This is a genomic window from Streptomyces sp. NPDC006140 (genome assembly GCF_040628815.1).
GTDB lineage: Bacteria > Actinomycetota > Actinomycetes > Streptomycetales > Streptomycetaceae > Streptomyces.
Window position 1 is genome coordinate 118,488 of record NZ_JBEXTS010000018.1, and the last position, 22,020, is coordinate 140,507.

Below are 22,020 nucleotides of genomic sequence, written 5' to 3' on the forward strand. Positions count from 1 at the left end.
TGTGGGGGGTCAGTGGCGGGTGTGGGGCGCCCAGTCGTCCGTGCCCTTCAGGTAGGCGGCGACGGTGTGGGACCGCGCCTCCTGGTGGCTCAGCTGCGGACGGTCGGCGGTGACCGTCGCGCCCGCTCCGTGATTGCGGTACTCGGCGAACCTCGCGTCCTTCCACGAGAACCCGCCCATGTCGGTCCACGGAGACGTCTTGATCGCGGCGGGCAGTTCGGTGTCCCGGATGAGCACCTGGCCGATCGCGTCCGGTTCACCGCCCGGGTGCCAGGGCCTGCCGAGGTGGAACGACCCGGCCGGGGCGTCGCTGACGATCCTCGACCGGGTGATCAGGAACCCGTACGGGTTGCCCTTCCAGGTCGAAGCCGCGGTGATGTAGCCGTTGTTGGTGTCCGAGCCCCGGCTCAGCGCCCGGATCACCGACCGCTCGATCACCGTGGTGGCCCGGCCGTAGACGAAGTCGACGTCGCCCTCGATGTAGGAGTCGCGTACGTAGACCCGGCTGACGGTGGTCAGCTTGGGGCTGTCGGTCATCAGCGTGTCCTGGTTGCCCAGGAACGCCGTGTCGTCGAAGACGATCCGGTCGCCGGTCGTCTTCATCGCCAGCGCCTGCTCGCCCTTCAGCTCGTGCGCTGCCTCGTCGAAGTCGTTGCTGAAGGTGAGGTGGCGTGCCGTGACGTCGTTCGCGGCGATCCGGACGGTGGCGCTCCCCGTCGAGCCGCCGTACTCGGCGGGCGTGTCGAAGACGATGACGGTGTCGGAGCGGTGCCGTCCGGTGCCGCGCAACTCGATGTGCGGCTTGCCCGCCGGGATGACCACCTTCTCGCGGTAGGTGCCCGGCGCGACGGCGATCGTCACCGGCACGTCGTTGCCCTCGGGCACGGCGTCCACGGCCGCCTGGACGGTCGGGTGGTCGCCCGGGACGTGCAGCGTGACCGGTCCGCCGATCCGCTTCTGCGGTCCGGAGAACCGCTTCACCAGCGCGGGCACGGCCGCGGCCGGGTCGAGCCGGTAGGGGTAGAACTCCCGCGGGTCGAACGCCGTGCCCCACGCGTCGTGCCGGCCCGTGGTGTTCTTCAGGACCGACCCGCGCTGCACCAGCTCGGCGGTGGCGTCGGCCTGGTAGGGGTGCTGGACGCCGTCGTAGAAGCTGTTCTCGATGACCATCTTCGTCCGGCCGCGCGACCAGTTGCCGTACGTCCACACGGGGTCGCCGTCGGCGAGCTGCGAGGACAGGTAGTTGTTGTAGAGGTGCGCGTAGGCGCAGTTGTCGGCGGACGGGTTGCGCTGCTTGGTGCCGCGGAACCAGTTGTGGTCGACGGTGATCTGCGTCTTGACGTTCGGGGTCCAGCCGATGCCGAAGGTCTTGTTGTTGTTCGTGAACTGGTTGTAGGAGACGGTGACGTACTCGCTGTCCTTGCGGATGTCGAGCTGACCGTCGCAGATCCGCGAGAACCGTATGTGGTCGATCCACACGTGGTGGGCCGTGTCGAGGCGGATGCCGTCGTAGTCGGTGTCCTTGCAGTCCCAGTTGCCCTCGACGGCGGTGTCGCGGATGGTGAGGTTGCGGATGATCACGTTGTGCGTGCCGGCGTCGAGGGTGAACCCGCCGTGGACGATCTCGGCGGTGTCGCTCACGCCGATGATGGTCTTGTCCGAGGCGACGGGTATCTCCGTGCCGAAGGGGTCCATGTCCAGGGATCCCTTGACGCGGATGACGTACGGCTCCTCGGCCGCCGCGTACTTCGCCAGCGCGGCCTGGTCGGTGACGGTGACGACCTTGCCGCCCGCCCCGCCGGTGGTGCCGCCGGCGAGGGAGGCGAAGCCGTGCGGCCGGTCGGTCCAGCGGTCGGCGGCGGGCGCGGCCCGATCCGTCGGGGCTGCCTGGGCGTCACCGATCGCCCCGAGCCCCAGCGCGGCGACGAGGCCGAGCACGGCGGCCACGACCGTGCCGGGCTGCCCCGGTCTGGACAAGCGCTTGCTACGGAGGTGCGTCATTGCGGCTCCCAACAGGCGTACTGGGGTGACTTATGAGGGCGTGACTCTGAACCGCGTGAAGGTCGCGGCTCCGGCGTGCCCGCCTCCGGCGGGCGCGAGGGCGAACAGGCCGAGCAGGGCGCCGACCCAGCGCCAGGAGGTCGCGGCGAAGACCGGGCCGGACGGCCGGAAGCCGTCGCCGGTGTCGGCCGAGAAGCGGCAGCGCGCTCCCGCGCCGGCCTCGATCCGCAGCCGGGCCCGGCCGTCGGGGGCGAGCCGGGCGTGGTCGGCGTCCCGCTCCCGGTCGGCGACGCCCTCGGCGAAGCGGTGCACGAGGTGCACGGCCCCGTCGGCGCCCCGCTGGAGCCCGATCCAGGAGAACGCGTCCCCGAGCACTACGAGTCCCGCCCGCGCGCCCGGCTCGTCGCTGTCGAGCCGCAGCTCCACCTCGACCGCGCAGGGCTTGCCGGGCAGCCGCTGGGTGAGCACGCTCGGGAGTTTGCGCAGGTCATGGGCGTCGGCCGAGCGGACGCAGGTCAGCCGCAGTCCGTCCCCGGAGTGCTGGGTGGCCCAGCCGTCGCCGGGGTTGGCCGTCCACTGCCACTGGCGGCCGAACCGTCCGCCGGGGAAGTCGTCGTCGGTGGCGGGCGCGGCGGGCGGCTGCGGCGGCAGGGCGGGGCGGCGGTGTCCGGTGACGGGGGCGCCGTCGTCGCCGAGCACCGGCCAGCCGTCCTGCCCCCACGACATCGGCTGGAGGTGCACGACCCGGCCGTAGGGGCCGCGCTGCTGGAAGTGCAGGAACCAGTCCTCGCCGGACGGTGTGCGCACCCAGCCGCCCTGGTGGGGGCCGTTGACGTCGGTGTCCTTCTGCTCCAGGACGATGCGCTCCTCGTACGGCCCGAAGAAGCCGCGCGAGCGGAAGGCTCCCTGCCAGCCGGTCTCCACTCCCCCGGCCGGGGCGAAGATCCAGAACCAGCCGTCGTGCCGGTACAGCTTGGGTCCTTCGAGGGTGAACCAGCCGGGTATGCGGTCGCCGTCGACGATCACCTTGCCGTCGTCGAGGAGTTCGGTGCCGTCGGGGCGCATCCGGTGGCCGGTGAGCCGGTTCTTGACGCCGGAGCGGGACTTGGCCCAGGCGTGGACCAGGTAGGCCTCGCCCGTCTCCTCGTCCCACAGGGGGCAGGGGTCGATCAGGCCCTTGCCCGCCTTCAGCAGGTGCGGCCGGGTCCAGGGTCCCCTGATCTGCGGGGCGTTGACCTGGAAGATGCCCTGGTCGGGATCGCCCCAGAAGATCCAGAAGCGGTCGTCGTGGTGGCGCAGGGACGGGGCCCACACTCCGCAGTCGTGCCGGGGCGCGGCGAACGCGGCAGCCGGTTCGAGGCGTTCGAGGGCGTGGCCGACGAGGGTCCAGTTGACCAGGTCGCGGGAGTGCAGCAGCGGCAGGCCGGGGGCGCGGCCGAAGCTGGAGGCGGTCAGGTAGAAGTCGTCGCCGACGCGGACGACGTCCGGGTCGGACCAGTCGGCGTCGAGGACGGGGTTGGTGTAGGTCCCGGCGGTCAGGGGCGTTGAGGAGGTCACGGGCTCACCGCCTTGCGGACGAGGGCCGCGGCGGCGTCCCGGTCGAGGCGGCCGTCGGCGACGACGGTGACGACCCGGCGGACGGCGGTCTCGCCCGGCGGGATCGGCAGCCGCTCGTCGTACGCCAGCGAGGAACCGACCCCGGGGTACTCCTCGGTCCGCACGAACCAGGGGTCGCGCCGGGTCTGTTCGGTGGCGCCGGCGAAGACCAGCGTCCAGCCGTCCCCGGCGAGGGCGAGCCAGTCGGCGCGCCTGCCGTGCGCCCCGGCCTCGCCCTCGGTGTCGGCCGTGAAGACCTCCGGCGCGGCGGCCTCCTTGCGGGCCCGCCAGAAGAAGCCGCCGTAGGCCGCGCCCGGGCGGCCGTTGGTCGCGGGGCTGCCGATCGACAGCGGGCTCTGCGTGACGTTGGTGAGGGAGAAGGTGAGGTCCAGCGCCCAGGCCTGGTCGGTGAGTTCGGTGGCCGCGACCGTGCGGCGCTCGCGCAGCAGCTCACCGCCCGCGGCGACCCAGCGCAGCTCCTCGACGAAGCCGTCGGGGTCGCGCAGCTGGAAGGCGATGTGCCGCTGGGAGCCGTGGTTGTCCAGCTCGGTCGGGCCCTGGTCGCGGACGTAGGTGCGCCCGCCCCAGAAGTTGAACCCCTCGACGTCGGGAACGGCGACACCGACGCCGAGGTGGTGTGCGTGGTCGGCGGGGGCCAGCTCGGTGACCGCCGTGCCGGCCAGGGTGGTGACGGGGTGCAGGTAGGGCCGCGGGGAGAGCCGGGCGGGCAGCTCGGGCCGGGTGACGTACCGGCCGACCGGCCGGCCCGCGACACGCAGCACCGCGGTGTCGTTGCTGCTGGTCATCTGGTGCTCACCTCTTTCGACAGGTGCTCCGCGGCCAGGGCCCAGGGGGCGCCCAGCTCGGAGTAGAGGGAGAGGGTGTCGGCGGCGGCCGCGACGAGCCCGTCGATGCCGGGCACCACCCGGCGGTTCTCGCCGGGGATCCGGTGCCAGGCGGTGTCCGGCAGCGGAGCCGGGTCGGGAGCCTTCCGGATGGCCTCCACGACCTTCATGAAGGCGCCCGTCTCGTCCGGCGGGACGAGGAGGTCCGCACCGGTGGTGAGGTGGTCGACGAGGTTCTCCAGCAGGTCGGTGCGGCCGTGCTCGAACTCCTCCGGGCCGTGCCCCGCGCGCTGGAGCAGCACGCGGTCCTGCTTGTACCAGAAGGTGATACGGCCGCTGCTGCCGTGCACCAGGACGTACGGCTCGTCCGCCTGCTCGGCGCACAGGGTCGCGGCGACGGTGACCGGGGGGCCCTGCGCGGTGGTGATCCGTACGCAGGAGGTGTCGTCGGACTCGATGGCGTTGGCACGCAGCAGCTCGGTCTCGATGGCGGTGACGTCCTCGGCGCGGGTGCTGCCGCCGAGGGCGAGCGCGGTGGCGACGGCGTGCGCGAGGGGGTTGGTCAGCGCCCCGTCGATCACGTCGACGCCGTTCATCCGCCGTTTGCCCGCCCAGGGCGCCCGGCGGAAGTAGTCCTCGTCCCGCACCCAGGCACCGGCTCCGCCGAGCCCGACCAGCTGCCCGATCGCGCCCTGGCCGACCAGCTCGCGGATGGCGGGCAGGGCGTGCGAACCCAGCGACTGGAAGCCGATCTGGCAGACGACCCCGGCCGCGGCGACCCCGTCGGCCATCCGGCGGAACTCCGCGTAGGAGGGGGCGGGCGGCTTCTCCAGGAGGAGGTGCACGCCCCGTTCGGCGGCCGTGAGGGCGAGGTCGGTGTGGGTGGGGATGGGAGTGCAGATCACGGCGATCCGGGCCCCGGTGGAGTCCAGCAGGGCGCCGAAGTCGGCGGACTGCTCGGGGGTGCCGAGGTCGCCGAGTTCGTCGGCGGTCAGCGGTGTCAGCTCGCAGACGCCGGCCAGCCGGACGAGGCCCTGCTGCTGGAGCCGGCGGATGTTCTCCATGTGCCAGCGGCCGTGACCGCGGGCGCCGGCGAGGACGACAGGCACAGGTGTGTTCATGGCGTCGATCATGCGGCCGGTCATGGGATCCTCCCCGCTCCCGCGCCGCGGGCCACCGCCCGGTCGGCCGCGGCGGCGCTGTCGACCGGGCCGTGCAGGACGGGCGTCCAGCCGACGTCGTCCGTCAGATCGCGCTCGCTGCCGGAGTTGTAGGCGTTGTAGATCATGAGCAGGTCAACCGGAAAGCCGTTGAAGAGCGTGCCGCTCTGGTGCAGGGCGCTGCCGTTCCAGCTCTTGACCAGGTCGGCGACCTCCACGTGGCCGGGCGCGTGGAAGGCGTTGTTCTCGGCGTGGATCCTCGACTCGGTGGAGACGCCGAGGGAGTAGCGGTAGTCGTCGCCGGTGATGTCGTAGCGGTTGTTGTAGACGTGCACCTGACCGAAGCGGACGCGCGGGGCCCGCTGGACGACGGACTCGAACGCGTTGTGGTGCAGGGTGACGCGGAGTTTGCCGCGATCGCCGGTGGCGGTGTCGCTGTTGCCGATCAGCATCGCCTTGTCGTGGTCGGCGAACCGGCTCCAGGAGACGGTCACCAGGTCGGAGCCGTTGGTGATGTCGAGCAGGCCGTCGTGGCGGAGGTAGTTGCGGGCGAAGTAGGTGGGTTCCTTCGCGTCGGGGTGACCCCGGTCGGAGGCGGTGATGTGGTCGACCCACACATGGGTGGCGCCGGCCAGCCAGAGGTTGTCGTAGGCGGCCTTCCAGTCGCCGAGGCCGCCGGTGTTGGGCTGCCAGACGGGGAAGCAGTCGTAGGCGTCGCGCAGTTCGAGGTTGCGGATGATCACGTTGTCCGCGTTGCGCACCTGGAGGCTGGCGCCCTTGAGGACCGCCTTGTCGCCGAGGCCGACGATCGTGGTGTTGGAGCCGACGGGCAGCACGATCCGCTCGGCCTGCTTGGCGGCGGAGGCCTGGCGGGCCTCCTCCTGGGGGCCGCTGGGCTTGGCGGCGCCCCAGGTGCGGGGGTCGTAGGCGGCGAGGTACTTCTTCAGGCTGTAGCCGCCGGTGGCGTAGTCGGCGCAGTCCAGGCGGTCGCCGTCGTCGTCGGTGTTGGCGTCGATGGTCCCGGCGATCCTGATGATCTTCGGGGTGTCGCTGCCGCCGTCCAGGGCGCGGACGAGCCCGGCGCGGTCGGTCACGGTGTACACGTGGCCGGCGTCGGCGGCCGCTCCCCCGGTCGTGCCCTCGCCCTCGGCCGCCCAGCCGTCGTTCGCGGGGAGGGTGTCGCGGCCGAGGTCGCGGGTCTCGGCGTGCGCCGGGACGCAGAGCACCCCCAACAACCCGACGGCGACGGCGAGTTGTCTGATCCTCATCCCTTCACCGCCCCCGCGCTGAACCCGGTGATCAGCCACTTCTGGATGAAGGCGAAGACGATCACGACCGGCACGGCCGCGATGATGCCGCCCGCCGCGAGGGCGCCCAGGTCGACGCTGTCCGCGCTCATCAGGGTGTTCAGGCCGACCGGGATGGTCTGCTTGTCCTGGTTGTTGAGGAACATCAGGGCGAACAGGAAGTGGTTCCAGGAGTGGACGAAGGCGAAGGAGCCGACGGCGATCAGGCCGGGCCGCAGCAGCGGCAGCACGACGATCCGGAAGGCCGTCATACGGTTGCAGCCATCCACCCAGGCCGCCTCCTCCAGGGAGTACGGCACGTTCTTGATGAAGTTGCTGATGAGGATCATCGACAGCGGCAGCTGGAAGACCGTCTCGGCGAGGATGACACTGCCGAGGCTGTTGATCATCTGGAGTTCGGCGAAGATCTCGAACAGCGGGACCAGCAGCAGCGCGCCCGGCACGAACTGGGAGCACAGCAGCCCGAGCATGAACGCCCGCTTGATCTTGAAGTCGAACCGGGCCAGGGCGTAGCCGCCGGCCAGGGCGACGAGGGTCGTCATGACCAGGGTGGCGACGCCGACGAGCACGCTGTTGGTGAAGTAGGTGCCGAAGCTGCGCTCCGTCCACACCTTCTCGAAGTGGTCGAAGGTCATCGGCCAGGGCACCAGCGACGTCGAGCCGGCCGGGCGCAGGGCGAACAGCAGGATCCAGTAGAAGGGGATGAGGGTGAAGACCAGGTAGATCCCCAGGGGCAGGTAGATCTGCCAGCGGGGCGCCTCGTCCCAGGCCCGGTTGCGCTTCGCCGGACGCGGCGGTTCGGGGACGGCGTCCACGGGTGCGGGCACCGTCTTGGTGGCTTCCTTGACGCTCACTTGCTCTCGCCTCCGAACTTGCTCAGCCGCAGGTAGACCATCGAGCAGAAGAGCAGGATCACGAACGCCACCGTGGTCAGGGCCGACGCGTAGCCGAAGTTGTGGGCGTCGACGGATGTGTTGGCGATGTACAGCGGCAGTGTGGTCGTCTCGCCCGCGGGGCCGCCGCCGGTCAGGGTGTAGAGCAGGTCGACGTTGTTGAACTCCCACACCGCGCGCAGCAGCGTGGACAGGATGATGGCGTCCTTCAGGTGCGGCAGCGTGATGTGCCAGAACTGCTTGATGCGGCTGGCGCCGTCGACCTCGGCGGCCTCGTAGAGGTCCTTGGAGACGGACTGGAGGTCGGCGAGGATGAGGATCGCGAAGAACGGCACGCCGCGCCACAGGTCGGCCACGATCGCCGCCGGGAAGACGGTGGAGGTGTCCGAGAGCCAGCTGGTGCCGTAGGAGCCGATGCCGATGTCCGCGAGGTAACGGGTGATGCCCGTCTGGGAGTTGTAGAGCAGCACCCAGATCGCGGAGGTGAGCACGCCGGAGACGGCCCACGGGGAGAAGACCAGGGCGCGGCCCAGGCCCCGGCCCACGAAGGTCTGGTTGACGATGAGGGCCAGCGCCAGACCGAACAGCAGCTGGAGTCCGACCTCGACGAAGACCCACTTGGCGCTGAAGACCAGGGTGTCCCAGAAGACGGGGTCCTCGGTGAAGGCGTGGACGAAGTTGTCGAAGCCCGCGAATCCGTTCCGCCAGGGCTTGGTGGGGTTGTAGTTCTGCAGGCTGTAGTAGAAGACGCTGATGACCGGGTAGGCGATGAAGCCCAGCATGAGCAGGGCGGCCGGGGCGATCAGCAGGTAGGGGAGCCTGCGCGGGGTGGCGGAGGCACGGCGCCGCCGGGGTGGCGCGGGCGGTTTCGCCACGGCTGCGGCTTGGGCCATGACTGTTCTCCGTTCTCAGTACGTCGTGGTACGTCGTGCGTCGGTGCGTGCGCGGGAAGCGCTTTCTCCCTGGGCAGGGTCGTGCCGGGTCGTGCTGAGGTGCGTGGGTGGTGCGGTGGCGCGTAGGTCGTGCGGTGGCGCGCGAGTCGTGCCGGTTCAGCTCGCGTACGGGTCGGTGACCCGGCCCGGGCGGGCGAGGAACTCGAAGTCGCAGCCGGTGTCGGCCTGCGTGATCTGCTCGTTGTAGAGCGCGCCGTAGCCGCGCTCGTACCGGGCGGGCGGCGGTGTCCACTCCGCCCTCCGGCGCTCCAACTCCTCTTCTGTCACGTTGATTTGGAGGAGCCTGGCCTCGACGTCGAGGGTGATCGAGTCACCGGTGCGGACCAGGGCGAGCGGCCCGCCGACGTACGACTCGGGCGCGATGTGCAGCGCGCACGCGCCGTAGCTGGTGCCGCTCATCCGGGCGTCGGAGATCCGGACCATGTCCCGTACGCCCTGCTTCAGCAGGCGGTCGGGGATCGGCAGCATGCCGTACTCGGGCATGCCCGGCCCGCCCTTGGGCCCGGCGTTGCGCAGCACCAGCACGCTGTCGGCGGTGATGTCCAGCCCGGGGTCGTTGATCGTGCGCTGCATGGTCTTGTAGTCGTCGAAGACGACCGCGGGACCGGTGTGCTTGAGCAGGTGCTGCTCGGCGGCGATGTGCTTGATGACGGCGCCGTCGGGGCAGAGGTTGCCGCGCAGCACGGCGACCCCGCCCTCGTCGGCGACCGGATGCTCGCGGGTGCGGATCACGTCGTCGTTGTGGACGACGGCGCCCTCGATCTGCTCCCGCAGCGTGCCGTTGACGGTCGGCCGGTCCAGGTGCAGCAGGTCGGTGATCCGCGAGAGGAACGCGGGCAGACCCCCGGCGAAATAGAAGTCCTCCATGAGGTACGTCTGTCCGCCGGGCCGGACGTTGGCGAGGACCGGCACGGTGCGGGCGATGCGGTCGAAGTCGTCGAGCGTGAGATCGACCCGGCAGCGCCCGGCCATCGCGATCAGGTGGATGACCGCGTTGGTGGAGCCGCCGAGCCCGAGCACCGTGGTGACGGCGTCCTCGAAGGCCTCGCGGGTGAGGATGCGGGACGGCTTGAGCGCGGTCCAGGCGAGTTCCACGGCACGGCGCCCGGAGGCGGCGGCCATGCGCTCGTGCCCGGAGTCGACGGCCGGGATCGAGGAGGCGCCCGGCAGCGTCATGCCGAGGGCCTCCGCCGCCGCGGTCATGGTCGACGCGGTCCCCATGGTCATGCAGTGACCGGGCGACCGGGCCAACCCGCCCTGCAGCTCGCGCAGTTCGCAGTCGGTCAGGTTGCCCGCGCGGTGCTCGTCCCAGTACTTCCACATGTCGGTGCCGGAGCCGAGGGTCTCACCGCGCCAGTGGCCCGGCAGCATCGGCCCCGCGGGCACGAACAGCGCCGGCACGTCGGCCGAGGCCGCGCCCATGAGCAGCGCGGGCGTCGACTTGTCGCAGCCGCCGAGCAGCACGGCCGCGTCGACCGGGTACGACCGCAGCAGCTCCTCCGTCTCCATGGAGAGGAGGTTGCGGTAGAGCATGGGGGTCGGCTTCTGGTAGGTCTCGGAGAGCGTGGCGACCGGGAACTCCAGCGGGAAGCCGCCGGCCTGCCACACGCCCCGCTTGACCGCCTCGGCGCGCTCGCGCAGATGGACGTGGCAGGGGTTGATGTCGGACCAGGTGTTCAGCACGGCGATCACCGGGCGGCCCTGGTACTCCTCCGCCTCGTAACCGAGCTGCCGCATCCGGGCGTTGTGCGACCAGGTGCGCAGCTGGCCCTCGACGCCGTACCACTGGTGGCTCCGGAGCTCCTCGGGGCGCAGCCGGCCGGTCATATCGACCACCCCGCGGCGATCGCGGCGACCTCGGCGCGCTCGTCCTCGCGGAGCGTCCGGCTCGGCGGGCGGACCTCGCGGCGGCACAGGCCGAGGGAGGCGAGGGCCTCCTTGACGACGGTGACGTTGTCGGCGGAGCCGTTGGCCGCGCGCAGTTCCTCGAAGCGGCGGATCTGCTCCCAGACCTTCATGGCGGCCGGGTAGTCGCCGGAGCGCAGCGCCTCGATCATGTTCAGGGAGACGGCCGGGGCGACGTTCACCAGCCCGGACGTGAAGCCGGTGGCGCCCGCGGAGAAGTAGGAGGGGGCGTAGGGCTCGGCGAGCCCGGCGACCCACACGAACCGCTCCAGGCCGGCGTCCCGGGCGAACGCGGCGAACCTGGCGGCGTCCGGCACGGCGTACTTCACGCCGATGACGTTCGGGCAGGCGTCGGCGAGTTCGGCGAGGCGGGCCCCGGTGAGCTGCTGGTTGCGGATGTACGGCACGACGCCCAGCTCGGGCACGGCCTCGGCGACGGCGCGGTGGTAGTCGACCCAGCCGGCCTGGGAGACGTAGGGGTGGACGGGCTGGTGGACCATCACCATCTGGGCGCCCAGCTCACGGGCGTGCCGGGCGGAGGCGACGGCGGTCGGGATGTCGTGCCCGACGCCCACGAGGATCGTGGCCCGCTCCCCCGCTTCGTCGATCGTCAACTCGGTGACGAGACGGCGCTCCTCGGGGGTGAGGGCGTAGAACTCGCCGGTGTTGCCGTTCGGGGTGAGGGTGGTGATGCCGCCGTCGAGCAGACGGCGCAGCAGGGCCCGGTAGGTGTCCTGCTCGACGGAGCCGTCCTCGGCGAACGGGGTCACCGGGATCGCCACCACGTCGGCCAGGGCCGCCCGCTGGGTCTCGAACGCCACGCTGCTCATTCCTGACCTTCCTGTTCCAGTGCTGCCTGGGGGAAAGCGCGCTGCACGAACGACGCGATGTGGGCGTGGAGCGCGCGGGCCGCGCCGTCGGCGTCGCCGTCGAGGGCGAGCCGGAGGATCTCCCGGTGCTCGCCGGCCTCCCGCTCCCAGGAGGGCGAGGCGGCCCACGCGACGGCGGAGACCAGGGCGGCCTGGTCGCGGACCTCGTCGAGCATCCGGCCGAGCAGCGGGTTGCCGCAGGGCAGGTACAGGGCGCGGTGGAACTCCCGGTTGGCGAGGGAGCGTTCGGCGGTGTCGGTGGCGACGTCGGCCCGGGTCAGCGCGTCCCGCGCGGCGTCCAGGGAGGCGCCGCGCTGCACGGCCCGCTTCAGGGCCTCGGGCTCCAGCAGCAGTCGCACGTCGTAGACCTCGCGCGCCATGTCCGCGTCCACCATGCGCACCGTGACGCCCTTGTACTGGCTCATCACGACCAGCCCGGTCCCGGCGAGGGTCTTGAGCGCCTCGCGCACCGGGGTCTTCGACACCCCGAACTGCGCGGCGAGCTCGGTCTCGACCAGCGCCTGCCCGGGGGTCAGCTGCCCGGTGAGGATGCGGTGTTTGATCCCCTCCAGCACGTACTGCGTGCGGGAGGGGATCGGCGTGGGCACAGAGGTCATGCGCGCCTCTCGGATCTCGCGATCTCGGTGGATCGCGTATCGGATCTCGCGTATCGCGTCTCATATATGACGTACGAAGTACGACGCGATGACGGTAGGAGGGCGCGTTTGTTTCGTCAATGCTTCTGACGCAATAAGCAGCAATCGCTTTCTACGACCTGGGCTTCCACCCCGGATCCCGGCCGCTCAGCCCCACCGCCCGGTCCAGCAGCGGCGCATCGGGACCCACCGGGACCACAGGCCCGAAGATCTCTCCCCGGCTCGGGTCGTCGACGCTCGCGGCGAGGAAGTCGTGGCAGACCTGGAGCGCCACCGGGTCGGGGGTGTACTCCTGGCCGGTCGCGCGGGCCAGGTCCCAGCCGTGGATCACCAGCTCGTCGGTGGCGACGAGCCCGGCGACCTCGCCCGGCAGGTCGACGCCCCCGGCCCGGGTCATGCCGGTCCACGCGGCCGGGTCGCGCCAGGCGTCGGCCAGTTCGGCGAGGATCTTGGGCAGTTCCGCGCGCCAGCCCGGCCCGATGTCCGGGAGCGTGGAGCCCGGGCTGGTGTCGGTCGTGGCGCCGAGGTCCTTGCGGCCGGCGTCGCGGAAGGCGATGGTCAGCCCGGCCAGGTGGCCGAGCAGGTGGCGCACCGCGTACTCGGGGCAGGGAGTCGTCCCGGCCAGCTGCTCGTCGCCGACACCGGCCACCAGCTGCGCCAGGGCCTCCGTCTGGGGTCCGAGGTCGAGGGTCGGGCCGGTCGTGCCTGGAGTGCTGTCGGTCATGGGGCTGCTCCTCCGTGTGTCATCCGGAAGGTAGACCGCCACCGACCGCAGAACTCATCGCCCACTCGGCGTTTCCCTGCTCTCCGTCTACGGCCCCGCGTCGCACGGGCCGGCCGGTGCGACGGGCGTGCCGCGACGGCCCACCGGCCGGGATGACGCCCCCCGACGGCCCGGGCGAGACGTGCGTCGCCCCGGCCATCGGAGGCCGGGTGCTCGTCGGCGCTGCCTGCCCGGACGTCCCTCAGCGGTACCGGACGACGTGCAACCGGTGGACTCCCGTCGGGTCCAGGACGGCCGGCTCGCCCGACGCGCCGTCGACCAGGACGACGCCGTCCTCCAGGCGGAGCGCGTTCACCAGCTGGCCGACGGCCTCGCGGCCCCGGCCGTCCGTACGGCGAGCCCAGATCAGGGCGCGGGCCGCGACGGGCAGTGCGGAAGCCGCCTCGACCGCCGCCGCCCAGTCCTGGTGCTCGGACACGGACAGCACGGCGCCGAGGTCGGCGAGCGTCGACTCGAACCACGCGGCGCGGGCGGGAGGCGGCGGCTTCGGGAGGTCCGCCGTGCCGGGTGTGCCGCCCGCGTCCCAGCGGGCGAGCCAGCCCCACGGGTCGGTGTTGGGCAGGCCGAAGGGCGCGGTCTCGTCCTTCGGGACCACGACCGTCGCGTCGAGCATGCAGTCCTGCCAGTGACCTTCGCGCAGGAAACGGCTCGTGTTGCAGGAGAAGACCCAGCCGCGCGTGGTCTCGTCCTGCGCGGTCGGGGCGTGCAGTTCCACTTCGCCGTGGTAGGCGTCCTGAAGCCAGCGGCGTGCTTTGTCGACCGCGGAGGCGAAGTCGGGTGCCGCGTGCTCCCACGGGTCGAGGCGCGGCGTGAACGCGCCGGGCAGCGCGCGGAGCAGCACGAGTTCACGGACCATGGACGGGTCGAGGCGGGCGAGGGAGGAGGTCAGCGCGTCGAGGAGAACCACTTGTCCCTTGTGGTTGTGCGCGTAGAGCAGGTTGCCGGTCGCCTCGTGGCCACCGATCTCCCGGCGGACCCAGACCAGGCCACGGGTGTCCGGCCCGGTCTCCGTGACCGCCCGGATCACGTCGTCCCACCCCCCGGCCCCGACGCGCGTGAACTCGGGGAAATAGCGACGCGTCAGCCGTTCCCACCAGCCGGGCGCCTCGTCCGACGGCTGCCAGGGCAGGGGCGTGGAGGGGGCGCCGTTGATCGTGGAGTGCAGAGTCACGACACATCCGCGGATGTTGATCCGACGGGGCTGCGTCTCGACCCGGCGAGCCGCGTCTTCCGGTGCCACGGGTTCCAGGTCCGCGAGTGGGGCACTGGGCGCCGGGTGGAACGGGGTCCCGCCGTCCTTGGGGACGACGACCGACGCGGCCAACATCGGCGTCTCCGGAAACCCCGGCTGCGGCAGCGGTCGGCAGGCCATCAGCCATGCGGCCGTCGTTTCGTGCACGGGGTGCCCGACGGCCAGCCGCACGAGTCCACCGTAGGTGGCGTTCAGCCAGGCGGTTGCCCTCTGGTCGGGACTCGACATCCCTCAGTGCCCCCTCTTCGGCGGCCATCCATGGGGCCATTCACCCGTCGCGCGGAGTTCCATGTACTTGTCCGCCGGAAGGTAGGTCGGGGAGAAGTGCGGATCGGTGCCGTCGTGCGGTACCACGATGAGCGACGTGAACGGAGCCTGCGTGGGGTCGCCCGTGTCGATGTGTTCCTTGAAATCGAAGCGCACGGTCCAGCCGTAAGGGAACCGGATCGCTGTTTCCGGCAGCATTACTACAGAATCGGGCTTCTCAGGGAAAGCCTTGGTTTTCAGGTATTCGGCGGCCGCCGCCACGGCCTCGTCACGACTCAGCACTTAGGAGCTCCCATCGCGGTAAGGAATGTGTCCGATCGATGACACATTTTTCTCCAGTATTCCGAGGGTTCCTGACTGCCCGTCGAGGAAAACGACCCCGTGCTTGGTATTCACGGCATTGAAGACGTGGGCGCTGCCGTCGGGTCGGCTCACGTACACGGCGCTTCTCGAACCCTCTCCGCGCGCCTGGAGGTCTCGGATGATGTCATCGTAGCTCTTGACCATGTCGTATTGGCCCTTGGCCCTGTCCTTGAGGCCGAGTTGCTCCGGGGGAATGTGATCCGGCTGCAGCTTGGGCGCCGCACTCACCTCGACCCCGTCCAGCCTGCGGTCCACGGAGACGACGTTATGGCTGCAGTTGTCTCGATAGCCAGGAGTATCGGTATTGTTGACGTCCTTCAACCACGGATATTCGCTGTCCAGAAACTCCTGGGCCTTCTGTGGGTCCACGGAGTCGTAATGGATGGCTTTTTCCTTGACGTGGTCCGTGGACCGTGCGAGGTCGCTCCAGTCCTTGGGCGCCACGTCGGCGGCCTCGTCCGCGACCTTCGCACCGTTGGGTACGGCCTTCGCGGCTCCCGCTCCCGTCTCCATCCCCTCCCTCACCGCAGCGCGCAGACCGCCCCGCGCCAGCCCCGCGCCCTTCGTACCGATGAGCTCGGGCACCAGGCGGCCGATGAACTCGGACGGGTCCTTCTTGAAGCCGTCCACGGCGGCGTTCAGCGCGCGCTCGGGGTGGGCCGCGGTCGAGACCAGGCCGGAGAGCGTCAGGGAGATGTTCTGGAGGTACTCCGCGGTGTGGGTCAGGTTGTAGGGGTCGACCGGGTTCAGGCCGCGGGCGAAACTGACCAGGCCCGCGGTGCCTTTGACGACACCGCCCACGACGTGGTTGAGCTCGACGCCGGTCGCCACGAGGCCGTCGACCACGTTGCCGGTCAGGCGGTCCAGCGGCGGCGGCTCCGCCGGGGCGTGGGCGAGTGCCTTCCTGATGTCCGCCTCGGCGTCACCGGCGGCGGTGTTCCGCTGAGCACGGGCCCGGGCCAGCTTCTCCCGGGCCTGCCGGATGGTCTCCCTGCCGGGGTCGTGGAACGGCCCGGGAGTGGGGCCGGGGTCCTGGTCCGCCCGCACCTTGGCGTTGTAGGCGTCGACCTTCTGGTTGTACTCCCCGATGGCCTTCTCGGACGCGCTCTTGCCTCGTGCGTACAGCTCGATGGCCTCCTGCGCCTGCTGCTGCGCCCACTTCACCGTGCCCGCGTACGCGTCCAGGGCTGTGGCGGCGGTTTCGCATGCGTCGGCGGCCCGGAGCCACTTCGAGGGGTGAACGCCGAACTTCTCACGGAAGGCGTCCCCGGCTTCGCCGCGCCAGGCGGAGGAGTCGACCTTCTTCATCCCCGAGCCGACCTTGTCGAAGGCGGCGGAGAAGTCCCGCAGGTGCTTGGCACTGCTCCGGATCTTCTCGGGGTTGCCGTGGACCAGCTCGTTGGCCTCCTCGGTCTGGCCGAGCTGCTGCTCGCCCGGTGTGGCTCCGAGGTCGGACGCGACCTCGTCGCCCCAGTCCTCCACCGCGTCCGCGGCACCCTCCAAACCGACCCGGTCCAGGCCGTCACCGAGCCGGTCGGTACCCCAGTCGACGCCCTCGCCGACGACCTTCTTACCGGCGTCGACGCCGTCCTCGAGAACATTCAGTCCGTGGTTGACGCCGTCCTTCAGCCTGCCCAGGCCGCCGCCGATGTCGTCGAGGACGCCCATCAGCCCGCACCCCCGCCGCCCTGCATCCGGGCGCGCTCCTCCGGCGAGGGGCCGAACTGCTCGTCCAGCACCCGCTCCCACGTCGCATCCGAGACCCCGGCACGCTCGCGAATGCTCTCGGGCGCCATCCCCATGCCGACCAGGTTCTCGGACGTCATGACGTCCCGGCCCGCGTCCCGCCAGCCCTGGGCGCTGGTCTCCCAGGCCCGGTCGAAGGACTCCTTGCTGTAGTCGGCGTCCCTGGTCTGGGTGACCGGGTTGTTCGACCAGACCTCGCCCCAGTCCTTGCCGGTGATCTCGTCCTCCGAGGCGTGCGGATTGCCGATCACCGAGTTGACGCCGACCTTCATCGCTCCTGCGACGTACTGGTCGGTTTCGTAGTACGTCCCGGCCGCGAGCCCCGTCTTCAGCGCGAAAGCGACGGCACCTCAGCGACCGTGGACGCCTCAAGTGGCCTCGGGGCACAATCCGGATCAGCCGGTCGAGTCGTCTCGCCAGAACCGGACTTGTCGGAAACCGGCTGCCGACCGGGAGCCACGGGTGACTCGGGCCGTTGGGTCATCTCCGCGTACTCGGCGAGTCGGGAACGCCGTATCGGCGTCTCCGTGCCACCCCCCAAATCTGTCACAACGCAACCTTTGCACATGACGCACCAACGCTTCCCCCTAGCCTCATGGGCCACCTCGGTCACACACAAGATCGATACGCAAAGATCACGATTGTCGGTCCGGTCAGGTGTGAAAGAGGCAGCCGACGTGGGCGAGCCTCCGAACGGAGAGGGAGCTTGTGACGACGCGAGCCGATGGCACCGAGCGGACCATGTACACCTGGCCATGAGCGCAAGGCCAGTCGCTTCGGAGCCTTCGCCGGTCTCACCCGCGCCCTCCCCCGCTGTCGCAGAGATGCCGTTCTAAGGAACCTGCCCGATCCCCTCCCCAGGGCCTTAGCGCCACGCTGGGCAGGCATGACGACGAGAACGACCTGGCCCCTGGTGCGGGTCCTGCGCGACCGTGACTCCGCGCTCTGCCTCTCCGCGGTGGTGGTCTCCGGCTTCGGGACCTCGGCCCTGTGGCTGGCGTCCGGCGTGTGGGTGAAGGACCTCACCGGCTCGGACGGCCTGGCCGCGCTGTGCCTGCTCGCCATGTGGCTGCCGACCCTGGCCGGGCCGCTGCTGGGCGCCCTCGCCGACCGGGGCCGCCGCAAGCCCCTGCTGATCGGCTTGAACGTGCTCCTGGGTGCCCTGCTGCTCACCCTCGTGAGCGTCGACGCCCCGGGCGACCTGTGGCTGCTGTACGCGGTGCTGTTCGTGTACGGGGCGGCGGGTGTCGTCCATGACGCGGCCGAGTCGGCCCTCGTCGCGACCGCCGTCGGCCCGTCCCTGCTCGGCGACTTCAACGGCCTGCGCATGACCGCCACCGAGGGCATGAAGCTCCTGGCCCCGCTGGCGGGCGCGGGCCTGTACGCGGCGTACGGCGGCGCGGGCGTCGTACTCCTGGACGCGGCGACGTTCGTGCTGGCTACGGGCTTGTACGCCCTGCTGCGCGCCCGGGAGGAGAAGCCTCCGCCGCCCATCCGGAGCAGCCGGCAGCGGACCGCCGAGGGCGCCCGCCACCTGTGGGCGCACCCCGTGCTGCGCCCCCTGGTCCTGGCGGGCGGCGCCACCATGCTGTTCGCCGGCCTGAACGGGGCGATGGTGTACGCCGTCGTCGACGACCTCGGGCACTCCCCCGCGTACGCCGGTGTGCTGTACGCCGTGCAGGGCGCCGGTTCGGTCGCCGTCGGCCTGCTCTCCGGCACCGCCTTGCGCCGCCTGGGGGCGCTGCGCTTCGCGGCGCTCGGCATCGCGCTGCTGGCGCTCGCGGTGGCCCTGCGCGCGGTGCCGTCCGACCCGGTGGCACTCGGGTGCAGCGCGGCGATCGGGGCGGGGTTGCCCGCGGTGCTGATCGCCGCGCTGACGTCCGTGCAGCGCGAGACGCCGGGCCCGCTGCTGGGCCGTGTCACCGCCACGGCCCACACCCTCGTCTACGCGCCGAACGTGGTCGGGCTGGCCGCCGGGGCGGTCCTGGTCGAGGCGGTGGGCCACCGGCTGGTGCTGGTGGCCCTGGGCATGGGCCTGCTGGTGACCGCGGCCCGGCTGTCTCAGAGCCGGGCGAGGGCGGAGCGGACCGTCTCCAGATCGCCGTCGGACGCCAGCCCGGCGTGATACAGCCGCAGCTCGGTGGCGCCGAGGCGCCGCGCCCCGGCGGCGTCGGCGGCGAGGGTGCCGGGGCTGCCGCCCATGCCCGAGACGACGGTGAAGTTGGCGGCGATGACGGCGCCCTCCCGGCGCTGCTGCGCGAACGGCGCCAGCGTGCCGGTGCCGCCCGCGCAGGGGACGACCACGCCGTCCGCGACGGACAGGATGTGCGCGGGGTCCACCCCGGGGTTGGCGCCCACGTGGTAGGAGACCGGGTCCGCGTGCAGCAGCACCTGGAACCCCTCGGGTGCGGCCGACCGGACCGCCGCGACGGCCTCCTCCTGGAGCGTGCGGGCGGTTTCGTCGCGGTACGCGCGCGTGGTGTTCGCGAGCGTCTCCCCGAGGAGCTTCTCGATGCCCGGCCAGCCCCCGTCGGACGGCGCCCCCTGCCAGACCGGCTCCAGCGCGGTCCGTACGGCCGCGGCCAGCCGGTCCGCGTCCAGGCCGTGCCGGCCGTAGCCCTCCCGGCAGGACGGGCAGAAGCAGAGCGCCATCAGGTACTGCCCGGCGTCCCCGAGGCCGACGCCGCCGGTCTTGTCGTGGGCGTGCAGATGCTGCAGGCCGTACCAGCCGAGGGACTCCAGCTCGGTGCCGCGTGCCCCGGGCCGTACGGCGGCCTCGGCCGCCAGGTCGGTCAGGTACGCGCGCGTGGCGGGCTGCGCGATGCAGGGCGCCCAGGGGTAGCGGTCGCCGTAGGCGTTGACGACCGAGGTGTCCGGGTGCTCGGCGCCCAGGCGGGAGTTGTGGGCGAGGACGACCCAGGTGTGCACCTCCAGGCCGGCCTCCGCCAGCGCGCCGGCGGCCTCGCCGAAGGCGTCCCCGGGGGCCCAGTCGCCGGCCGCGTAGGGGCGCAGCTCCCGCCCGTTCCAGCGGTCGTCCGCCGGGTACAGCACGGCGGCGTGTTCGGCGGTGACGATGCGGTGGCGCGGGTGGCGGGGCGTGAGCGCGCGGGTGGAGTGGTAGGCGGCGGCGAGCGTCACCTGCGCCACGCCGAGCGCGGCGATCCGGGCGGGCGCCTCGGGGTCCCCGTTGACGTCCCAGGGGTAGACGAATGCCGACGCCTTCACTTGGCCTCCTCCAGCAGCGCGTAGCCGCGTTCGATCAGTTCGGCGAGCTGCTTGACATGATCCTCCGTCGGCTCGTGCAGCGGGGGCCGGACCTCCCCCACGTCCAGTCCGCGCAGCCGTACGCCGGCCTTGACCAGGGCGACGGCGTAGCCGCGGCCCTGGGCGCGCAGCTCGACGAACGGGCGGAAGAAGCCGTCCAGCAGCCTGTCCACGGTGGCGTCGTCGCCGGTCCGGAGGGCCTGGTGGAAGGCGAGGGCGAGCTCGGGCGCGAAGCAGAACACGGCGGACGAGTAGAGCGTGACGCCGAGGGCGCGGTAGGCGAGCTGGGTCTGCTCGGCCGTCGGCAGGCCGTTGAAGTAGAGGAAGTCGCCCGGCACCTCGGTGCGGACGGCGCTGACGATCCGCTGCATGAGGTCGAGGTCGCCGAGCCCGTCCTTGAGGCCGATGACGCCGTCGGTGCGGGCCAGTCCGACGACCGTCTCCGGGGTGAAGACGGCGTTGTCGCGCTGGTAGACGATGACCGGCAGGGCGGTCGCGGCGGCGACCTCCCGGTAGTGCCGCAGCAGCCCCTCCTGCCCGGCGACCACGAGGTAGGGCGGCATGGCGAGCAGCCCGTCCGCCCCGGCCGCCTCCGCGATACGGGCGTAGCGCACCGCGAGCGCGGTGCCGTACCCGGCGCCGGCGACGACCGGCACGCGCCCCTCGGCCGCCTCGACGGCGACGCGTACGCAGGCCTCGAACTCCTCGGGGGTCAGCGCGTGGAACTCGCCGGTGCCGCAGCAGGCGAACACGGCGGCGGCTCCGGCCTCCACCCCGCGTCGGACATGCGTGCGGTAGGCGTCGAGGTCCACGGAGCCGTCGGGTCCGTAGGCGGTGACCGGGAAGAACAGCGGCCCGCTGGGGACGTTGAGTCGAGCGGCGAGAGGGGCTGACGTCACAAGCTCTCCCGGTTCCATATTCATGATTGGCGTCTACATTTCTGAACATCTCCACGCTAAGGTGCCGCCTTGGGACCGGTCAAGCGCGCGCACCCGCGTCACACCAGCGGATTCATCCCTTCCGCAGCACACTTGACGGTTCCGCCTCATCTCCTTAGCGTGTCCACGCATATGAATGCCGTGCGCTCATGTGCACGGTTGGCGATCAAGGAGATCCGAGGATGCCCGCTCCCCGCACCGTCCTGCTCACCGGCGCCGCCGGCGGCCTCGGCACCCTGATGCGGGACCTGCTGCCCGAATACGGCTACGAACTGCGCCTGCTCGACCTGCGCCCCGTCGAGGGCGCGCCGGACGCGATCATCGCGGACCTCGGGGACAAGGACGCCGTGCGCGAGGCGGTCCGGGGCGTCGACGCGATCATCCACCTCGCGGGCATCTCCCTGGAAGCCCCCTTCGAGAAGATCCTCAAGGCGAACATCGAGGGCACCTACCACCTGTACGAGGCCGCCCGCGAGGAGGGCGTCGGCCGGATCGTCTTCGCCTCCTCCAACCACGCCGTCGGCTACACCCCGCGCCCCCAGGGCGACGACCCGCTGATCCCGATCGACACCCCGCGCCGCCCGGACACCTTCTACGGCCTGTCCAAGTGCTTCGGCGAGGACCTGGCGCAGCTCTACTGGGACAAGCACGGCCTGGAGACGGTCTCGGTGCGGATCGGCTCCTGCTTCCCCGAGCCGACCAGCGTGCGCATGCTCTCGGTGTGGATGAGCCCCGCCGACGGCGCCCGGCTCTTCCACGCGGCCCTGACCGCCGAGCACGTCGGCCACACCGTCGTCCACGGCTCCTCCGCCAACACCCGCCTGTGGTGGGACCTCGGCACGGCCCGGGCGCTCGGCTACGAGCCGCAGGACGACTCCGAGCCCTGGGCCGAGAAGCTCATCGCCGAGCAGGGCGACCTGGACCCGGGGAACGAGGCGCACGCCTACCTCGGCGGCCACTTCGTGACGGACCCGCCGATCTGGCCGTACTGACCGGAAAGAGACGGCGCACACGGGCGGGCGGGCACGAAACGGGCCTGCCCGCCCGGGCATTCGGGCAACGCCCTCAGAGGCGTGGGGAACCGCGCGACCAGCCGCGACGCGCCCGCAGACAGCCACGACCTCCCCGCGACGGCCCGCACACGCTCAAGACCGAACGGGCCCACCCGGGCAGGATCGCGCCCGCAACAGACCTGGCCACCGCGATACACCCGCTGTAGAA

The 22,020-nt window shown here is 71.5% G+C and carries 19 protein-coding genes; 2 read left to right on the forward strand and 17 right to left on the reverse strand.

Annotation, left to right across the window (positions count from 1 at the left end):
- Positions 1–9: 9 nt before the first annotated feature.
- The 15 genes from ABZ386_RS35160 to ABZ386_RS35230 all read right to left on the reverse strand — a co-directional run bounded on the left by ABZ386_RS35160 (position 10) and on the right by ABZ386_RS35230 (position 16,869).
- Positions 10–2,001, reverse strand: a complete 1,992-nt coding sequence (locus ABZ386_RS35160) for a pectinesterase family protein (protein WP_356504058.1) — start codon at positions 1,999–2,001, stop codon at positions 10–12.
- A 30-nt stretch (positions 2,002–2,031) separates the two neighbouring features.
- On the reverse strand, positions 2,032–3,540 hold the full coding sequence (locus ABZ386_RS35165) for a family 43 glycosylhydrolase (protein ID WP_356614603.1): 1,509 nt from the start codon (positions 3,538–3,540) through the stop codon (positions 2,032–2,034).
- 14 nt (positions 3,541–3,554) lie between these two features.
- Entirely contained in the window at positions 3,555–4,403 is an 849-nt protein-coding gene (locus ABZ386_RS35170) for a PmoA family protein (protein ID WP_351346799.1), read from the reverse strand.
- Complete coding sequence (locus ABZ386_RS35175; protein ID WP_358967641.1) at positions 4,400–5,587, reverse strand: Gfo/Idh/MocA family oxidoreductase; 1,188 nt, start codon at positions 5,585–5,587, stop codon at positions 4,400–4,402. The genes ABZ386_RS35170 and ABZ386_RS35175 overlap by 4 nt, the downstream gene beginning before the upstream one ends.
- A complete protein-coding gene (locus ABZ386_RS35180; protein WP_351346803.1) occupies positions 5,584–6,870 on the reverse strand; it encodes a pectate lyase in 1,287 nt (428 codons plus the stop codon). The genes ABZ386_RS35175 and ABZ386_RS35180 overlap by 4 nt, the downstream gene beginning before the upstream one ends.
- Positions 6,867–7,736 (reverse strand): carbohydrate ABC transporter permease, encoded by an 870-nt coding sequence (locus ABZ386_RS35185; RefSeq protein ID WP_351346876.1) that lies wholly within the window; start codon positions 7,734–7,736, stop codon positions 6,867–6,869. Before ABZ386_RS35185 ends, ABZ386_RS35180 begins: the two co-directional genes overlap by 4 nt.
- 23 nt (positions 7,737–7,759) lie before the next feature.
- A complete protein-coding gene (locus ABZ386_RS35190; protein ID WP_114251309.1) occupies positions 7,760–8,695 on the reverse strand; it encodes a sugar ABC transporter permease in 936 nt (311 codons plus the stop codon).
- 156 nt (positions 8,696–8,851) lie between these two features.
- Positions 8,852–10,582 (reverse strand): L-arabinonate dehydratase, encoded by a 1,731-nt coding sequence (gene araD, locus ABZ386_RS35195; RefSeq protein ID WP_358967644.1) that lies wholly within the window; start codon positions 10,580–10,582, stop codon positions 8,852–8,854.
- Positions 10,579–11,490, reverse strand: coding sequence for a dihydrodipicolinate synthase family protein (locus tag ABZ386_RS35200; RefSeq protein ID WP_358967647.1), 912 nt, complete (start codon positions 11,488–11,490; stop codon positions 10,579–10,581). The genes araD and ABZ386_RS35200 overlap by 4 nt, the downstream gene beginning before the upstream one ends.
- Positions 11,487–12,146 carry a GntR family transcriptional regulator gene (locus tag ABZ386_RS35205; RefSeq protein WP_114251312.1) on the reverse strand — a complete coding sequence of 220 codons (660 nt, stop codon included), beginning with the start codon at positions 12,144–12,146 and terminating at the stop codon, positions 11,487–11,489. Before ABZ386_RS35205 ends, ABZ386_RS35200 begins: the two co-directional genes overlap by 4 nt.
- 151 nt (positions 12,147–12,297) lie before the next feature.
- Complete coding sequence (locus tag ABZ386_RS35210; protein WP_356504064.1) at positions 12,298–12,909, reverse strand: TIGR03086 family metal-binding protein; 612 nt, start codon at positions 12,907–12,909, stop codon at positions 12,298–12,300.
- Between the two features lie 241 nt (positions 12,910–13,150).
- Positions 13,151–14,449: a YrhB domain-containing protein gene (locus ABZ386_RS35215; RefSeq protein WP_351346813.1), complete on the reverse strand. Its 1,299-nt coding sequence runs from the start codon at positions 14,447–14,449 to the stop codon at positions 13,151–13,153.
- 3 nt (positions 14,450–14,452) lie between these two features.
- On the reverse strand, positions 14,453–14,770 hold the full coding sequence (locus ABZ386_RS35220) for a YrhB domain-containing protein (RefSeq protein ID WP_037756979.1): 318 nt from the start codon (positions 14,768–14,770) through the stop codon (positions 14,453–14,455).
- A complete protein-coding gene (locus tag ABZ386_RS35225; protein ID WP_358967651.1) occupies positions 14,771–16,519 on the reverse strand; it encodes a putative T7SS-secreted protein in 1,749 nt (582 codons plus the stop codon).
- Complete coding sequence (locus ABZ386_RS35230; protein ID WP_355720125.1) at positions 16,519–16,869, reverse strand: hypothetical protein; 351 nt, start codon at positions 16,867–16,869, stop codon at positions 16,519–16,521. The genes ABZ386_RS35225 and ABZ386_RS35230 overlap by 1 nt, the downstream gene beginning before the upstream one ends.
- Positions 16,870–17,483: 614 nt before the next feature.
- Here ABZ386_RS35230 and ABZ386_RS35235 point away from each other — a divergent pair.
- On the forward strand, positions 17,484–18,722 hold the full coding sequence (locus ABZ386_RS35235) for an MFS transporter (RefSeq protein ID WP_356668703.1): 1,239 nt from the start codon (positions 17,484–17,486) through the stop codon (positions 18,720–18,722).
- Here the strand turns inward: ABZ386_RS35235 and ABZ386_RS35240 are convergent.
- Together ABZ386_RS35240 and ABZ386_RS35245 are read right to left on the reverse strand one after the other, a co-directional pair.
- On the reverse strand, positions 18,659–19,822 hold the full coding sequence (locus ABZ386_RS35240) for a hypothetical protein (RefSeq protein ID WP_358967655.1): 1,164 nt from the start codon (positions 19,820–19,822) through the stop codon (positions 18,659–18,661). The genes ABZ386_RS35235 and ABZ386_RS35240 overlap by 64 nt on opposite strands.
- Positions 19,819–20,760 (reverse strand): 5-dehydro-4-deoxyglucarate dehydratase, encoded by a 942-nt coding sequence (locus ABZ386_RS35245; protein ID WP_351346824.1) that lies wholly within the window; start codon positions 20,758–20,760, stop codon positions 19,819–19,821. The genes ABZ386_RS35240 and ABZ386_RS35245 overlap by 4 nt, the downstream gene beginning before the upstream one ends.
- A 221-nt stretch (positions 20,761–20,981) precedes the next feature.
- Here ABZ386_RS35245 and ABZ386_RS35250 point away from each other — a divergent pair, with 221 nt between their 5' ends.
- Entirely contained in the window at positions 20,982–21,791 is an 810-nt protein-coding gene (locus ABZ386_RS35250) for an NAD(P)-dependent oxidoreductase (RefSeq protein WP_351346826.1), read from the forward strand.
- The last annotated feature ends 229 nt before the right edge of the window (positions 21,792–22,020 follow it).

What these genes read in the sequence shown, in the direction of transcription:
- ABZ386_RS35160 (WP_356504058.1), bottom strand. Translation starts at nt 2,001, where the DNA reads ATGACGCACCTCCGTAGCAAGCGCTTGTCCAGACCGGGGCAGCCCGGC.
- ABZ386_RS35170 (WP_351346799.1), bottom strand. Translation starts at nt 4,403, where the DNA reads ATGACCAGCAGCAACGACACCGCGGTGCTGCGTGTCGCGGGCCGGCCG.
- ABZ386_RS35175 (WP_358967641.1), bottom strand. Translation starts at nt 5,587, where the DNA reads ATGACCGGCCGCATGATCGACGCCATGAACACACCTGTGCCTGTCGTC.
- ABZ386_RS35180 (WP_351346803.1), bottom strand. Translation starts at nt 6,870, where the DNA reads ATGAGGATCAGACAACTCGCCGTCGCCGTCGGGTTGTTGGGGGTGCTC.
- ABZ386_RS35190 (WP_114251309.1), bottom strand. Translation starts at nt 8,695, where the DNA reads ATGGCCCAAGCCGCAGCCGTGGCGAAACCGCCCGCGCCACCCCGGCGG.
- araD (WP_358967644.1), bottom strand. Translation starts at nt 10,582, where the DNA reads ATGACCGGCCGGCTGCGCCCCGAGGAGCTCCGGAGCCACCAGTGGTAC.
- ABZ386_RS35200 (WP_358967647.1), bottom strand. Translation starts at nt 11,490, where the DNA reads ATGAGCAGCGTGGCGTTCGAGACCCAGCGGGCGGCCCTGGCCGACGTG.
- ABZ386_RS35205 (WP_114251312.1), bottom strand. Translation starts at nt 12,146, where the DNA reads ATGACCTCTGTGCCCACGCCGATCCCCTCCCGCACGCAGTACGTGCTG.
- ABZ386_RS35210 (WP_356504064.1), bottom strand. Translation starts at nt 12,909, where the DNA reads ATGACCGACAGCACTCCAGGCACGACCGGCCCGACCCTCGACCTCGGA.
- ABZ386_RS35215 (WP_351346813.1), bottom strand. Translation starts at nt 14,449, where the DNA reads ATGTCGAGTCCCGACCAGAGGGCAACCGCCTGGCTGAACGCCACCTAC.
- ABZ386_RS35225 (WP_358967651.1), bottom strand. Translation starts at nt 16,519, where the DNA reads ATGGGCGTCCTCGACGACATCGGCGGCGGCCTGGGCAGGCTGAAGGAC.
- ABZ386_RS35230 (WP_355720125.1), bottom strand. Translation starts at nt 16,869, where the DNA reads ATGAAGGTCGGCGTCAACTCGGTGATCGGCAATCCGCACGCCTCGGAG.
- ABZ386_RS35235 (WP_356668703.1), top strand. Translation starts at nt 17,484, where the DNA reads ATGACGACGAGAACGACCTGGCCCCTGGTGCGGGTCCTGCGCGACCGT.
- ABZ386_RS35250 (WP_351346826.1), top strand. Translation starts at nt 20,982, where the DNA reads ATGCCCGCTCCCCGCACCGTCCTGCTCACCGGCGCCGCCGGCGGCCTC.